Here is a 14033-nt window from a genome sequence, read left to right as displayed (position 1 = left end):
GGCCGGGGTCGTCGGGAGGGGGCCGGTGCGGCTCATGGGGCCATTATCGCCCGGGGGCGGAACGGCCCACGGTGGGTTGGAGCCCCGAGGCGTACCCCGGGCGGCGTCGTGGTGGCTCCCCGCCCGGGTTACGGGCCGTCCAGGACGGCCGAGAGTCCAGTCCCCTCCCGGAGCTGCCCCCCCCGGCGCCTCAGCCCACCACCAGAGCGATCTTGCCCCGGCCGTGACCGGTCTCGATCGCGCGGTGGGCCTCGGCTGCCTGTGCCAGCGGGAAGACGCGGGAGATCTCGACGCGCAGCCGTCCCTCCTCCCAGAGGCCGGTCAGCGCGCTCAGCCGCTCGGTCGAACGCTGGGTGCGGAGAGCCCGGACGCCGAGTGCGGGGGCGCGCTCGAAGTCGACGATCGTGCCGATCCGGGCACGGTCCGCGACCAGTTCGAGCGACGCGTCGAGAGCCGCGCCGCCGGCCCCGTCGAGCGCCACGGTGACACCGTCCGGGGCCACCGCGCGCACCCGGTCCACCAGCCCGTCGCCGTACGCCACCGGGACCGCGCCCAGCGACCGCAGGTACTCGTGGTTACGGGGACTCGCGGTGCCCACGACGGTGGCGCCGTACGCGCGGGCCAACTGGACGGCGACCGTACCGACGCCCCCGGCCGCCGCGTGCACCAGGAAGGTATCGCCCGCGCCCACGCCGAGCGCTTCCAAGGCCGTGTGCGCCGTCTGCGCGGACGCGGAGAAGGCGCCCGCCACTTCCCACGGCATGCCGGCCGGTTTGGCGACGATCTGGTCGACCGGCACCACGACGTACTCGGCGTGGCACGCCATGAGGGCCCAGCCGAGCACTTCGGCGCCGGCCGGAAAGCCCGCCGCGCCCTCGCCGACCCGGGCCACCACGCCCGCGAAGTCGTTGCCGATCGTCAGGGGGAACTCCGGGGCGGCGGCGCCGGCATGGAACAGGCCCCGCCTGACCGCCCCGTCGACCGGCTGCACCCCGGCCGCCCGTACCCGCACCCGCACCTGCCCGGGGCCGGGCTCCGGGGTCGGGAGGTCGAGCAGTTCCACGACATCGGGGCCGCCGAACGCGTTGATCGCCGCTGCCTTCATGCGCTGTTCCCTCTTCTTCCACGGGTCTCTGAGGGCGCCTTCCGCCACTGGCGGTCATGCTGCAACCTCGACCGCGGTCGAGGTCAACTACTGTCCGCGGTCGCCGATGTGGCGTCATCCACCCTGCGCACGGAGCTCCGGCGGCGCCGGATCGGCGTACTGCCGGCCGTTCTCGGCTCGGCCCGGCGGAGACCGTCCGGACGGTCACCCTCCGTCCGGCCCTGGCGGGGGGCAGGGGAAGGAGGAGCGCCTACCCCTCGTCGCCCCGCATCGCCCGCTGGAGATGGCGGATCAGCGCGTTCGCCGCCGGGTTGGCGGAGCCGTTCTTGCGCCAGGCGAAAGCGATGGACCCGCGCATCGGCGGATCCGTGAGGGGGATTCCCCGCAACGTCGCCGGGCGGGCCGCCGCGAAAGGAGCGGGGAGGATGGCCACGCCGAGGCCCCGAACGGCGAGTTCCGCCAGGAGATTGGGATCGCTGGCCTCGAAGGCGATCCGCGGCGGGAATCCGGCCTCGGCGCACGCCTCCTCGACGGTCGCCCGCGCGCCCACGCTCTGGTGGAAGACGATGAGCGGTTCGTCGCGCAGTTCGGCGAGGCGCAGCCGGTCCCGGCCGGCGAGGGGGTGGCCGGGGCTGACGGCCGCGACGAGCGGTTCGTCGGCCACGGTCAGCGTCTCCACGCCCGGCGGCAGCGCCGTGGACGGGGAGACCGCCACGGCGTCGAAACGTCCCTCGCGCAACGCGGTGAGCAGGTGGTCCGACGTGGACTCGGAAAGGGTGATCTCGATCGCGGGGTGCTCGCCGTGGAAGTCCGCGAGCAGCCGCGGCAGGTCGTAGGCGGAGGCCGACGAGGTGACCATCCCGACCGAGACCCGCCCGCGCAGCAGTCCCGTGTGCTCGTCCACGGCCTGCCGCACCCCGGCCACCGCGGCGAGCGCGGCCTGTGCGTAGGGCAGGACCGCCGCGCCGACCTCGGTGAGCAGGACGGTGCGCCCGGTCCGGTCCAGCAGCCTCTGTTTCAGTTCCCTTTCCAATTGGCGAATTTGAGTGCTCACGCCGGGCTGTGCGACATGCAGTTTGGCCGCCGCTCTGGTGAAGCTTTTTTCCTCCGCCACGGCTACGAAGTACTCCAATTGCCTCATTTCCATAAGGATTCATTATACCAGTCAGAGGGGTCCGGTATTGGACTTATGGATAACCTCGCCGGAACATACGAGTGGGGTTCTTCCGGATCGTCGGCCCCACCGTGGCCGCACCCCGGATGACATGCGTTCGGGGCGCGCGGCACGGCCGTTGAGCCGTCGCCCCGCGCGGCACCCCGCCGGAATCACGTACGCCGCGACCGTGCGTCACACCGCCGCAACAGCGGATTCTGCTTGGGAGGAAAGCAAAGTGTCAGATGCCAACGACGCGGCACCGGGACAAGTGTCCCGGTTCAGTGTTCCGCTCCTGGGATTCGGCGTATTCGCGGTGGCCACAAACGAGTTCGTGCTGGCCGGCATGCTGCCGCACCTTGAGGAAACGCTGCACGTCTCGACGGCGGCCGCGGGCCAGGTGGTCACCGTCTATGCGCTGGCGTGTGCCCTCTTCGGCCCCATTTTCGCCACGGTGACGGCCGCTTGGTCGCGCCGCGTCGTGCTGCTGACCGCCGCGGGGGTCTATCTGGTGGGCACTGTCGGCGCCGCCGTCGCGCCCGACTACCCGCTGCTGCTGGTCGCCCAGGCGGTCGCGGCCGGCGGCACCGGGCTGTTCGTCCCCGTCGCCGCCTCGTCGGGAGCCTCGCTGGTGCCGCCGGAGCGCCGTGGCCGTGCCATCGCCACCGTGCTCACCGGCTTCACCGCCGCGACGGCCTTCGGCGCCCCGATCGGCACCGCGTTCGGCAGCCGATTCGGCTGGCGCGGCACCATGTGGTTCGTCGCGGGCCTGGCGGTCCTCGGCATCGTCGGTCTGGTGACCCTGGTACCGCGAACCATCCCGACACCACCGGCCGAGAGTCTCAGGAAGCGTTTCCTGCCGTTGGCCGACCCGCGTGTGCTGACGACGCTGGGCACCACGGCGCTCGCGTTCACGTCGGTGTACGTCCTCTACACCTACATCGCCGACATCTTCGACGGCGCCACCGGCGGGTCCGGCGGCAAGGTCGCCACCCTGATGTTCGTGCTCGGCGTGGTCTCCATCGTCGGCAGCTACCTCGCCGGCGTCGTGACCGACCGCATCGGCGGCCGCGGTGTCATGGCCATCTGCCTGATCTGGGTGGCCGTCTGCCTGGCGCTGGTGCAACTGGTCAGCGGCTCGTTCCCGGCGTCGGTCGGCTTCATCGCCGTCTTCGCGGTCGCCTGCTTCAGCATGAGCGCTCCGCAGCAGCACCGGCTGATCGGCCTGAACCCGCCGCTGGCCTCGGTGCTGATCTCGCTGCACGCCTCCATCCTGTACGTGGCCATCGCCCTCGCGGGCGCCATCGGCGGCGCGGGCCTGTCCGTCGGCGGCTCCGCCAGCCTCGGCTACATCGGCGCGGCCATCGCCCTCCTCGGCCTCGCCCTTTCCGAACTCGCCCACCGGCTGACCCGGCGCAAGACCGCCGCGGTCGCGACGGGCGCCCCCGAACCGGCGGAGGGAGCGGCGGCGACGTCCTGACCGGACTCCCGGCCCCACGAGGGCTTTCCGACCGTACGGCATGGACCCCCGCCTTCCGTACCGGGCGGCCCGGCCCTCCGCCGACCGCGGCCGGTGCGCGGTTCTCCCGAACCGCGCACCGGCCGCGCGTGTGTCGAGGCGGCAGGAGGCGGCAACGGCGGGTGCCGCCTCCTGGGGGGACCGGCTTACCGGCCGGCTCGCCCACGGAGCAGCAGCACGAACGCCGGGTCGCGCTGGGGATAGCGGGTCCAGGTCATGAAGAACGGCCCGCGCAGCGGGCCTTGCGGCGACCGCGCGGCCATGCCGCCGGAGAACCGCCTGCCCCGGAGGGACGGCTCGCGCTGCTGTCGGCGCGGGAAGGCGCCGAGGACGAGGAAGCCGGCGGCGAGCAGGGCGAAGCACCGCGGCGGCCAGTGCCGGAGTGCCCCTCGATGAGCGGGAAGACGCTCAGGACGACGGCCAGGGCGGACGGCGGTGTGCCGGTCGGGTCCGGCCGGGCGGCCTTCCGCACGGTCGACTCGGGGACGAATCCGTGTCCCAGGAGGAGCACGGCGAGGCCGACGGGTAGGTCGACGAGGCGGATCGGCCGCCAGGACAGCCCGAAGAATCGGACGCGGTGAGCAGGCCGCCCGTCACCGGGCCCAGGACATGAGCGGGCGATATGACGGCCCCGCGCGGACCGGGCACTTCGCCGCGGTCGCGCCCCGCGAAGGTGACCTGGAGGGTGGCCAGGACCTGCCGGATCATGATGGACACGCCCACGCCTTGGAGGGCGCCGGCGCCGATCCGCACGCCCGGCCCGGCAGCGAGACCGCACGGCGTCGAGCGCGGGGGAAGGTACCGCGGGGCTCCTGACGCACGGAGCCGGGGAGCCCTGCCGTCGGCCGCACCGGTGCCGGAAACACGGGTGGCGACTCTCAGGCGCACTCCCGCGCGAGCCGCGGTACGCCCGTTGTGAGCGTGCCGAAGCGGCCGGCGTGGAAGACCAGCGGATCCTCCCGGCCGGTCAGGGCGCCCTCCAGGGCCTCCGCGACCACGAGTTCGTGGTCTCCGGCCGGCTGGATGGTGGAGATCGCGCAGTCCAGCCAGCCCAGTCCGTCTCGCAGCACCGGGTGCCCCTTCCGGGTGAACACCCACTCCCCGCCCGCGAACCGGTCCGCCCCGCGGGTGCTGAACGCCCGGCACACCTCCTCGTGCCGCTCCCCGAGGATGGTCACGGCGAAGCCCCCGGTGGCCCGGACGGCCGGCCAGGTGGTCGAGGTCCGCGCGGCACACACGGCGATCAGTGGCGGTTCCAGCGAGACGGAGGTGAAGGAGTTGACGGCCATGCCCACCGGGCCGTGCGGCGTCCGCGCGGTGATCAGCACGACGCCGGTGGCGAACCGGCCGAGGATGTCACGAAAGGAGCGCTGCTCCAGCATCTGGTCTCCCGTTCGGTACGGCGGTCCCGGGGTGTGCCGGTCCGCCTGTGCACAGCGTCGGGCCGCGGCGACGCGCCGGCCGCCCCCGCGGGGGAGCGGCCCCGGGGCGGCGGCCCGGCGAGCCGTTACAGCAGGAAGCTGACGGCCCGCGGATCCTCGCCGAGCAGTACCCGGCCGTACATCTCCTCGGGGATACCGGCGCCGAAGCCCGCGTGACGGTTGGCCACGTGCACGTCCCGCCAGATCCTCTGGAGCGGATTGAACTCGGCGAAGGCCGAGGTCCCGTGGGCGGTGACCAGCAGGTCGACGGCCTCGCGGCACTGCCGGCTCGCGTAGGCCGAGTCGTTGCGGACACGGGTGCGGACCGGCACGTCGAGAGTTTCGGCGCGGCGCGCGTGCGCGTCGATGTCCTCGGTGAGCCGGTGGGCGTGGAACCGGGCGGTGTCGATCTTCGTTGCCGCTTCGGCGACGGTCGTCTGGAAGGTGACCGACTGGGCCTGGCTGGTGTAGACGGAGGCGTTGACGGAGCGCTTCGGCGCCTTCTCCAGGACGAGCTCCAGCGCCGCGCGCACCTCGCCGAGCTGTGCGCCGAGCAGCGAGGTGAGCAGCACGCCGGCGAAGTTGCTGCGGTAGAGGGTCTCCTCCGGGTGGCGGGGCGGCAATGTGCCGTCGAGGGCGGGCATCAGGGGGATCAGGCGGTGGTCGGGCACGGTCTTGCCGTCGACCACGATGGTGTTGCTGCCGGTACCGCGCAGGCCGGTGATGAACCAGGTGTCCTTGACGGTGGTGTCCCCGGCGGGGATCAGCGCGAGGAACGGTTCGGGCGCGGCGTCCCCGTCCTGTACCGGGACGACGACCACGGCCCAGTCGCAGTGCCCGGAGCCGGAGGCGTAGGGCCACTCGGCGGTGACCAGCGCGCCGCCCTCGACCCTGCGGGCGGGGGCGCCGGGCCCGAGGACCAGGGCCACACCGGCGTCGGGGTTCCGGCCCCAGACCTCCTCGCGGGCCTCGTCGGGGAAGAGGGCGGTGACGAAGTTGCCCGCGTTGAGGACGCCGGTGACCCAGGCGGCCGAACCGCAGCCGCGGCCGAGCTCGGTGACGACGTCCAGCAGCGTACGGGAGTCCGCCTCGTAGCCGCCGAAGCGCCGGGGGGTGAGGAGCCTGAAGAGTCCCGCGTCCCGGATCGCGTCGACGGTTCCGGAGCCGAGGCGCCGGTCGCGGTCTGCCCGTGGCGCGTCCTCCCACAGCCGGTCCCGCAGGGCCGCGGCCCTTGCGACGAGTTCGGCGCGGGACGGTGCGTCGTGCGAGGCGGCCGCGGCGGACGGGCTCTGGGTTGCCAAAGTCATGGGCGGTTGTCTCCTGTCGGACTGATCGGACTGGGGGCCGGCGACGGTGGAACGGCACGATCCGCCGCACGGCCGGCCGGCCGGACGGGACGGTCCTGGTGCGGTCACGCGCGGCCGGGGCGGACCGCCGGGACGACGCGGGCGGGGGCGCGGCCGCCGGCGGGAGGCCGGCCGCGGCGCGGCGCGCCGCGGGCGACGGCGGTACGGCGCGGCCGGCCCGAGCGCAAGCGGTGACGTCACGCCGGGAGAGCGCGAGGACGTTCATCTCCCACTTCCCCCGTCGGTCCCCGTTTCCGGGCCGAAGGTCCGTCCAGGGACCTAGGCCGATGGTTCGAGCTTCCCCTACCGAGAGGTGGAGTTCCAATACGAACGGCGTATGGGAGGCATAGGGAAATCGAATCGCCGTGGCGGATTCGACCGTGCGGTGCGAGGCTGTCGTCCGGACGACACGGAGCATTCACGTTGGAGTTCCCAAAGCGCATGGTTGCAGCCCGTGTTGGGGGAGGTTTAACCCGACGGTTCCGAACTCGACCGTTCGGAGGCCGCATTCGGGCGGCGGTGTCGCCCATGCGGAGGAAGTGGCGTCCCTTCCTTGCGAGTTGAGCCATCAGCGTGTCAAATGTTTCTCATGCGGCGCCCATTGAAAACCATTGCCTGGCGCCGCCGAGTGGGTCAGAATCAACCGAGCCGCCGGGCCCCGCAGGGCCGGCGGGCCGGCTAGGTGTATGCAGCAGGGGGCGGCGTCCGCGGTCTGGCTACGCGGGAGCGTGCTTCCGAACGGGGGAATCGCATGAGCACCACTTCGTGTCCGTTTTCGGCCGCACCGCCCGGCGGTGCGGTTCCACGCCCCGCCCGATGACCGGGCGGTGAGACCGCCGAACGAGTCTGCCGACGCGGGCCGGTCCGGCCGTTCCGGCCGCGACGCCCGCGGGAACGGCGGGATGCGTGGTGCCAGTGGCTCGCCGCTCCGTGCCGCCGGGCAGCTCCCGGCGGGCCCGACGGCCTCCATGTGATCCGTCCACCGGCCCACTCCACCCCGGGCCGCGCCGTCCGCCGGCGCGTACGGGACGTCGGCACGGCCGCCGTTCCGTGACGAGTGGTCGGACGGTGACGAGAGGCGTGCCCCGACCCGACGCCACGACGACGGAAACCACACCCTTACCCCCACACCCCCACACACCCCTACGCCCGTACTCCATCCGCCATCCAAGGAGGGGACCATGTCCGAGTCCGTGCGGTCGCGAGGATTCGCCGACGACGCCGAGCTGCGGCGCATCAACCGCGCCACGGTCGAGACGTACATGAACACCAAGGGCCAGGACCGGCTGAAGCGGCACGAGCTCTTCACCGAGGACGGCGGCGGCGGTCTGTGGACCACCGACACCGGGGCCCCGATCGCCGTCAACGGCCGTGACCGCCTCGCCGAGCACGCCGTCTGGTCTCTCCGCTGCTTCCCCGACTGGGAGTGGTACAACATCAAGATATTCGAGACCGACGACCCCAACCACTTCTGGGTCGAGTGCGACGGGCACGGGAAGATCCGGTTCGAGGGATACCCCGAGGGCTACTACGAGAACCACTTCCTGCACTCCTTCGAGCTGGAGAACGGGAAGATCAAGCAGAACCGCGAATTCATGAACCCGTTCCAGCAGCTTCGCGCCCTGGGCATCCCGGTCCCGGAGATCAAGCGCGAGGGCATCCCCACCTGACACCCGCCCGGCGTCCCCGCCCGGCGTCCCGGGGCCGGAGCCGAACTGGCCGGCCGGCCACCCCCCTCAACCCGATCCACCGCTCTCCCACCGCCGGATTGGAGTTCGAGTACGTGATCAAGAACGATGTCTTAGCGGACATACGGACGCGCGACGCCCTTCAACAGCCCGCCTGGGGCGATCTCCTCCAGGTCAACCGGGTACGGGACGCCCTGGCCGCCCGCCCGCCCCTGGTCCGGGCCGCCGACGTCACCACCCTCCGCGGGTTCCTGGCCCACGTCGCGGCCGGCCGGGCACTGATCGTTCAGGCCGGTGACTGCGCCGAGGATCCCCAGGAGTGCACCGCCGCCCACGTCGCCCGCAAAGCGGCCCTGCTGGACCTCCTCGCGGGTGCCCTGCGCCTGGCCGCACACAAGCCCGTCATCCGCGTCGGGCGCATCGCGGGCCAGTTCGCCAAGCCGCGGTCCCGGCCCACCGAGATCGTCGACGGTGTCGAACTCCCGGTGTTCCGCGGCCATATGGTCAACGGTCCGGAGGCCGACGCCGACAGCCGGTGGCCCGACCCGCTGCGCATCCTCACCGGGCACATGGCCGCCGGTGACATCATGGAACACCTCGGCTGGCGCGAGCGCGCCGCCGGCCGCGACGTCATCGAGCCGGTCGTGTGGACCAGCCACGAGGCGCTGCTGCTCGACTACGAGGTGCCGATGCTGCGCACCGACGACCAGGGCCGGCTCTACCTGGGCTCCACCCACTTCCCCTGGATCGGCGAGCGCACCCGGCAGGTGGAGGGCGCCCATGTCGCGCTGCTCGCGGAGGTGAGCAACCCGGTGGCGTGCAAGGTCGGTCCCGCCATGACCCCGGGGGAACTCCTCGCCCTCTGCGAGCGGCTCGACCCCTACCGCGAGCCCGGCCGGCTCACCCTCATCGCCCGGATGGGCGCCGACAACGTCACCGAGCGGCTGCCCGCCCTGGTCGGGGCCGTCCGGGGTGCGGGCCACCCGGTCATCTGGCTGACCGACCCGATGCACGGCAACACCGTCTCCGCGCCCGGTGGTCGCAAGACCCGCCTCGTGCCGACCGTCACCCGGGAAGTCGCGCGCTTCCTGGAGGCCGTCACCGACGCCGGTGGCACCGCCGGCGGACTGCACCTGGAGACCACCCCCGACGACGTGACCGAGTGCGCCGCCGACGAGTCCGGGCTGGCCGGCGTCGGTGAGCGGTACACGTCCTGCTGCGACCCGCGGCTCAACCCGTGGCAGGCCGTCAGCGTCGTCTCCTCCTGGACGGCCGCCTGACGCGCCGGCCCGACGGGCTCGTACCCATGTGACGCCGGAGCACGCCGGCGCGCTCCGGACCACAGCAAGGATCTCGAAAGCAGGGCCATGTCCGGCATACCACCGATCAGTCCGTATCCGCTGCCCACCGCGGGCGACCTGCCCCCCGACACCGTCGGCCGGAGCGTCGACTGGACCCCCGACGCCGACCGCGCCGTCCTCCTCGTCCACGACATGCAGCGCTACTTCCTCAAGCCGTTCCCGGAGAGCGTCCGCGCACCACTGGTCCGCAACGCCGCCGCGCTGCGGGACCGTTGCGCCGGCCGCGGCGTCCCGGTCGCCTACACGGCCCAGCCGGGCGGGATGACCGACGAACAGCGGGGCCTGCTCAAGGACTTCTGGGGCCCCGGTATGCGCCCGGAGCCCGCCGACCGGCTCGTGGTGGACGAACTGGCACCGGCCGACGGCGACTGGGAGTTCACCAAGTGGCGCTACAGCGCCTTCTTCCGGTCGGACCTGCTGGAGAGGATGCGCGCGAACGGCCGCGACCAGTTGATCCTCTGCGGCGTCTACGCCCACGTCGGCGTGCTGATGACCGCGGTGGACGCGTACACCCGTGACATCCGTCCGTTCCTCGTCGCCGACGCCGTGGCGGACTTCTCCCAGGAGTACCACCACATGGCCCTGAGGTACGCGGCCGAGCGCTGCGCCCGGGTCGTCACCGCGAAGGAGGTCTTCGCATGAGCGACCGTCCCGGAACCGGGGATCTCCTCGGCCGCGTGCTCGGCACGACCGGCCCCCGCCCGGCCGCCTTCGCCCTGCTCCACCGTCCCGAGGCCGCCGGCGCCGATGTCCTGGACGTTCTGGTGGGCGAGGTGTCGCACCCCGCCACCCTGGACGGGATCCCGCTGCCGGACGGTCCGGCCGGCGGGGGAGCCCGACACGAAGTGCTCACGGTCATCCCGTACCGGCAGATCGCCGAGCGCGGCTACCACTGCGCCGACGACGGGGCGCCGCTGATCGCGATGACGGTCACCGGCCAGGAGCGGGTGCCCGTCGCCGAGCTCGACCGCGTCCCCCTCGTGCCCACGCGGCCCGTGGGCGGGCACTTCGACCTCGACGACGACGCCTACGCGGAGGTCGTCTCCCGGGTCGTCAAGGAGGTGATCGGTACGGGTGAAGGCGCCAATTTCGTGATGAAACGTTCCTTCATCGCGGACATCAGCGACTACGGGCCGCACAGCGCACCGGCCTTCTTCCGCCGCCTGCTCCGGCGGGAATCGGGCGCCTACTGGACGTTCCTCGTCCACACCGGCGACCGCACCTTCGTCGGCGCCTCGCCCGAACGGCACGTCAGTCTCGACCGCGGCACGGCCGTGATGAACCCGATCAGCGGCACCTACCGCTACCCGGCCTCGGGCCCCAGCCTGCCCGAGGTGATGGCGTTCCTCGCCGACCCCAAGGAGACCGACGAGCTCTTCATGGTCGTGGACGAGGAACTGAAGATGATGGCCCGTGTCTGCGAGTCGGGCGGCCGGGTGGTCGGTCCGCACCTCAAGGAGATGGCCCGCCTCGCCCATACCGAGTACTTCATCGAGGGGCGCACCACCCGCGACGTCCGCGAGATCCTGCGCGAGACCATGTTCGCCCCCACCGTCACCGGCAGCCCGCTGGAGAGCGCCTGCCGCGTCATCGACCGGTACGAACCCGCCGGGCGCGGCTACTACAGCGGCGTCGTGGCCCTCATCGGCCGGGACGAGGACGGCGGCCGGGCGATGGATTCGGCCATTCTCATCCGCACCGCGGAGATCGACGCCACCGGCCGGGTCACCATCGGCGTCGGCGCCACCGTCGTGCGCCACTCCGACCCGGCCTCCGAGGCGGCCGAGACCCGGGCCAAGGCCGCCGGCCTCGTCGCCGCCCTGGAATCCGGCGGCGACCGGCGACTGGGCAGCCATCCCGAGGTCAAGGCCGCCCTGGCCCGGCGCAACGAGACCCTCGCGGACTTCTGGCTGCGCGACCTCGACGGCCGCGCGGGCGCCCTGCCCGGGCTCGACGGACGCCGGGTGCTGGTGGTGGACGCGGAGGACACCTTCACCTCGATGATCGGCCACCAACTACGCTCTCTGGGACCGGAGGTGACGGTCCGCAGGTTCGACGAGGCGTATTCCCTCGACGGCCACGACCTGATCGTGATGGGCCCCGGGCCCGGCGATCCGCGGGAGACGGACCAGCCCAAGATGGCCCACCTGCACGCCACGGTGCGCACCCTGCTCGCCGAGCACCGCCCGTTCCTCGCCGTGTGCCTCAGCCACCAGGTGCTCAGCCTCCGGCTGGGCTTCGGGCTGCGTCGGCGCGAGGTGCCCAACCAGGGGGTGCAGAAGGAGATCGACCTGTTCGGCCGCGCGGAGCGCGTCGGCTTCTACAACACCTTCGCCGCCCACAGCGACCGCGACGAGGTCGAGGTGGACGGCGTGGGCACCGTCCGGGTCAGCCGCGACCCGGACACCGGGGAGGTGCACGCCCTGCGCGGCCCGCACTTCGCCTCCATGCAGTTCCACGCCGAGTCGGTGCTCACCCAGGACGGGCCGCGGATCGTCGCCGCCGCGGTGCGACAGGTCTTGGGTGTCCTGGAGATGGAGACCGGGGCCGTCGGCTGAGCCGGTCCGGGCATGGCCCCCGGCCGGTGTCCCGGGGCGCGGACCGGCCTCCGGCGCGACGGGAGCGGCCGGTCCGCCGCCGGTGCGCCGCCGGTGCGCCGGGGACGCCCGCGCCGTTCAGCCGACACACCCGCCGTATCCGTCAGACCGTTCGTACCCGCCGTACCCGCCGTATCCGTCTCACAGTTCTCACCGCCGGTCCGCCGGTCCGCCGGTCCGCCGGTCCGCCGGTCCGCCGGTCCGCCGGTCCGCCGGTCCGCCGGTCCGCAGGCCCGTCCACCCCGCACCGCTTGGAGCAGCACATGCCTTCTTCCTACGTCGTCGTCGACGCCTTCGCGACGCAGCCGCTCAAGGGCAACCCCGTCGCCGTCTTCTTCGACAGCGACGGCCTCTCCGCGGAGCGCATGCAGCGCATCGCCCGCGAGATGAACCTCTCCGAGACGACCTTCGTACTGAAGCCCAAGCAGGACGGCGACCACCACGTCCGGGTCTTCACCCCCGTCAACGAACTTCCCTTCGCCGGACACCCGCTGCTGGGCACCGCCGTCGCGCTCGGCCGCCGTACCGAGGCCGACAGACTGCGGCTGGAGACGGCCATGGGCATCATCCCGTTCGAGCTGGAGCGGGAGGGCGGCGAGGTGACCGCCGCGTGGATGCGGCAGCCGATCCCGACCTGGGAGCCTTTCGACCGCACCGAGGAACTTCTCGCCGCCCTGGGCGTACGCGAGTCCGCGCTGCCGGTGGAGATCTACCGCAACGGCCCCCGGCACGTCCTCGTCGCCTTGGAGAGCGTCGAGGCCCTTTCCGCCCTCCACCCCGACCACCGCGCCCTCGGCGCCTTCGAGGACATGGCGGCCAACTGCTTCGCCGGCTCCGGCACCGAGTGGCGCAACCGGATGTTCTCGCCCGCCTACGGCGTCGTCGAGGACGCCGCGACCGGTTCCGCCGCCGGGCCGATCGCCCTCCACCTGGCCCGCCACGGCCTGATCCCGTACGGGCGGCGCATCACCATCACGCAGGGCGTCGAGATGGGCCGCCCCTCGCCGATGCACGCGCTCGTCCACGGCACGGGTAATGCGGTCGAATCCGTCGAGGTGGGGGGCAACGGGGTCCTCGCCATCGAGGGCACGCTCCACGTGTGACCGGCCCGGTGCGCCGACCGAACACCCTCCCGACCGCTGGAGTCACCCATGAGCAACCTCGCGAGCACGAGGTCGGAATCCATGACCGGGACCATCGACGTCGACTTCCCGGAGTTCGCCGACCCGCCGGCGGAGCCGTACGGCCTGCTGCGGCGCTGGATCGAGAACGCGAAGGAGAACGCGGTCCGCGAGCCCCTGGCGCTCGCCCTGGCCACCGCGGACGAGCGCGGCCGCTCCTCGTCCCGGATCGTGGTCCTCGGCGCCGTGACCGACCGGGGACTCCACTTCACCTCCCACAGCACCAGCCGGAAGGGGCGTGACCTGGCCGTCAACCCCTGGGCGTCCGGCGTCCTCTACTGGCGGGAGACCAGCCGGCAGATCATCGTCGGCGGCCCGGTGCGGAAGCTGCCCGACGAGGAGGCCGACGCCCTCTGGCACGCCCGCCCGGTCTTCACCCACGCCATGTCCTCGGCCGCCCGCCAGAGCGCGCCGTTCGAGGACCACGCCCACGTCGAGGCGGTGCGCGCGGAGGCCCGCCGGCTCGCCGGGCTCGGCCGCCCGCTGCCGCGCCCCGCCTCGTACTCCGTCTACCGGCTGGAGCCGGAACTCCTGGAGTTCTGGGCCAACGGCACCGACCGGCTCCACGAGCGGCTGCGCTACGACCGCTCGGAGGACGGCTGGACCGCCGGCCGTCTCCAGCCCTGAGCGCCGGCCACCGAGCGCCCCCTCCCGCCCGACAC

Annotated in this window: 11 protein-coding genes; 7 read left to right on the top strand and 4 right to left on the bottom strand. The window is 72.8% G+C overall.

Annotation, left to right across the window (positions count from 1 at the left end; translation table 11 throughout):
- Positions 1 to 190 precede the first annotated feature (190 nt).
- Together ACSNOK_RS21375 and ACSNOK_RS21370 are read right to left on the bottom strand one after the other, a co-directional pair.
- Positions 191 to 1105 (bottom strand): NADP-dependent oxidoreductase, encoded by a 915-nt coding sequence (locus ACSNOK_RS21375; protein ID WP_436782345.1) that lies wholly within the window; start codon positions 1103 to 1105, stop codon positions 191 to 193.
- 250 nt (positions 1106 to 1355) lie between these two features.
- A complete protein-coding gene (locus ACSNOK_RS21370) occupies positions 1356 to 2246 on the bottom strand; it encodes a LysR family transcriptional regulator (protein WP_436782346.1) in 891 nt (296 codons plus the stop codon).
- Between the two features lie 250 nt (positions 2247 to 2496).
- Between ACSNOK_RS21370 and ACSNOK_RS21365 the strand changes: the two genes are divergently transcribed.
- Entirely contained in the window at positions 2497 to 3738 is a 1242-nt protein-coding gene (locus ACSNOK_RS21365) for an MFS transporter (protein WP_436782344.1), read from the top strand.
- A 917-nt stretch (positions 3739 to 4655) separates the two neighbouring features.
- On the opposite strand, the gene ACSNOK_RS21360 is transcribed toward ACSNOK_RS21365, so the two are convergent.
- The gene (locus ACSNOK_RS21360) at positions 4656 to 5159 is read right to left on the bottom strand and encodes a flavin reductase family protein (protein ID WP_436782343.1); all 504 of its coding nucleotides are present in this window, start codon (positions 5157 to 5159) and stop codon (positions 4656 to 4658) included.
- A gap of 125 nt (positions 5160 to 5284) precedes the next feature.
- Positions 5285 to 6505, bottom strand: a complete 1221-nt coding sequence (locus ACSNOK_RS21355; protein WP_436782342.1) for an acyl-CoA dehydrogenase family protein — start codon at positions 6503 to 6505, stop codon at positions 5285 to 5287.
- A 1220-nt stretch (positions 6506 to 7725) separates the two neighbouring features.
- On the opposite strand from ACSNOK_RS21355, the gene ACSNOK_RS21350 reads away from it, so the two are divergent.
- From ACSNOK_RS21350 to phzG, 6 genes are all read left to right on the top strand, one after another.
- Positions 7726 to 8214, top strand: coding sequence for a PhzA/PhzB family protein (locus ACSNOK_RS21350; RefSeq protein WP_436782341.1), 489 nt, complete (start codon positions 7726 to 7728; stop codon positions 8212 to 8214).
- A gap of 113 nt (positions 8215 to 8327) precedes the next feature.
- The gene (locus ACSNOK_RS21345) at positions 8328 to 9512 is read left to right on the top strand and encodes a 3-deoxy-7-phosphoheptulonate synthase (protein ID WP_436782340.1); all 1185 of its coding nucleotides are present in this window, start codon (positions 8328 to 8330) and stop codon (positions 9510 to 9512) included.
- Positions 9513 to 9599: 87 nt separating this feature from the next.
- Complete coding sequence (locus ACSNOK_RS21340) at positions 9600 to 10235, top strand: isochorismatase family protein (RefSeq protein WP_436782339.1); 636 nt, start codon at positions 9600 to 9602, stop codon at positions 10233 to 10235.
- A complete protein-coding gene (locus ACSNOK_RS21335; protein WP_436782338.1) occupies positions 10232 to 12151 on the top strand; it encodes an anthranilate synthase family protein in 1920 nt (639 codons plus the stop codon). The genes ACSNOK_RS21340 and ACSNOK_RS21335 overlap by 4 nt, the downstream gene beginning before the upstream one ends.
- 302 nt (positions 12152 to 12453) lie before the next feature.
- Positions 12454 to 13293 carry a PhzF family phenazine biosynthesis protein gene (locus ACSNOK_RS21330; RefSeq protein WP_436782337.1) on the top strand — a complete coding sequence of 280 codons (840 nt, stop codon included), beginning with the start codon at positions 12454 to 12456 and terminating at the stop codon, positions 13291 to 13293.
- An 81-nt stretch (positions 13294 to 13374) separates the two neighbouring features.
- Entirely contained in the window at positions 13375 to 13998 is a 624-nt protein-coding gene (gene phzG, locus ACSNOK_RS21325) for a phenazine biosynthesis FMN-dependent oxidase PhzG (protein WP_436782336.1), read from the top strand.
- Positions 13999 to 14033: the final 35 nt, after the last annotated feature.

This window comes from Streptomyces sp. URMC 126, from assembly GCF_051386555.1.
GTDB lineage: Bacteria > Actinomycetota > Actinomycetes > Streptomycetales > Streptomycetaceae > Streptomyces.
This window is presented reverse-complemented; position numbering and strand designations above follow the sequence as displayed.

Bases quoted from the DNA above. Each gene is read 5' to 3' on its own strand.
- ACSNOK_RS21350 (WP_436782341.1), top strand. From the start codon at position 7,726: ATGTCCGAGTCCGTGCGGTCGCGAGGATTCGCCGACGACGCCGAGCTG.
- ACSNOK_RS21370 (WP_436782346.1), bottom strand. From the start codon at position 2,246: ATGAGGCAATTGGAGTACTTCGTAGCCGTGGCGGAGGAAAAAAGCTTC.
- phzG (WP_436782336.1), top strand. From the start codon at position 13,375: ATGACCGGGACCATCGACGTCGACTTCCCGGAGTTCGCCGACCCGCCG.
- ACSNOK_RS21330 (WP_436782337.1), top strand. From the start codon at position 12,454: ATGCCTTCTTCCTACGTCGTCGTCGACGCCTTCGCGACGCAGCCGCTC.
- ACSNOK_RS21355 (WP_436782342.1), bottom strand. From the start codon at position 6,505: ATGACTTTGGCAACCCAGAGCCCGTCCGCCGCGGCCGCCTCGCACGAC.
- ACSNOK_RS21335 (WP_436782338.1), top strand. From the start codon at position 10,232: ATGAGCGACCGTCCCGGAACCGGGGATCTCCTCGGCCGCGTGCTCGGC.
- ACSNOK_RS21375 (WP_436782345.1), bottom strand. From the start codon at position 1,105: ATGAAGGCAGCGGCGATCAACGCGTTCGGCGGCCCCGATGTCGTGGAA.
- ACSNOK_RS21360 (WP_436782343.1), bottom strand. From the start codon at position 5,159: ATGCTGGAGCAGCGCTCCTTTCGTGACATCCTCGGCCGGTTCGCCACC.
- ACSNOK_RS21340 (WP_436782339.1), top strand. From the start codon at position 9,600: ATGTCCGGCATACCACCGATCAGTCCGTATCCGCTGCCCACCGCGGGC.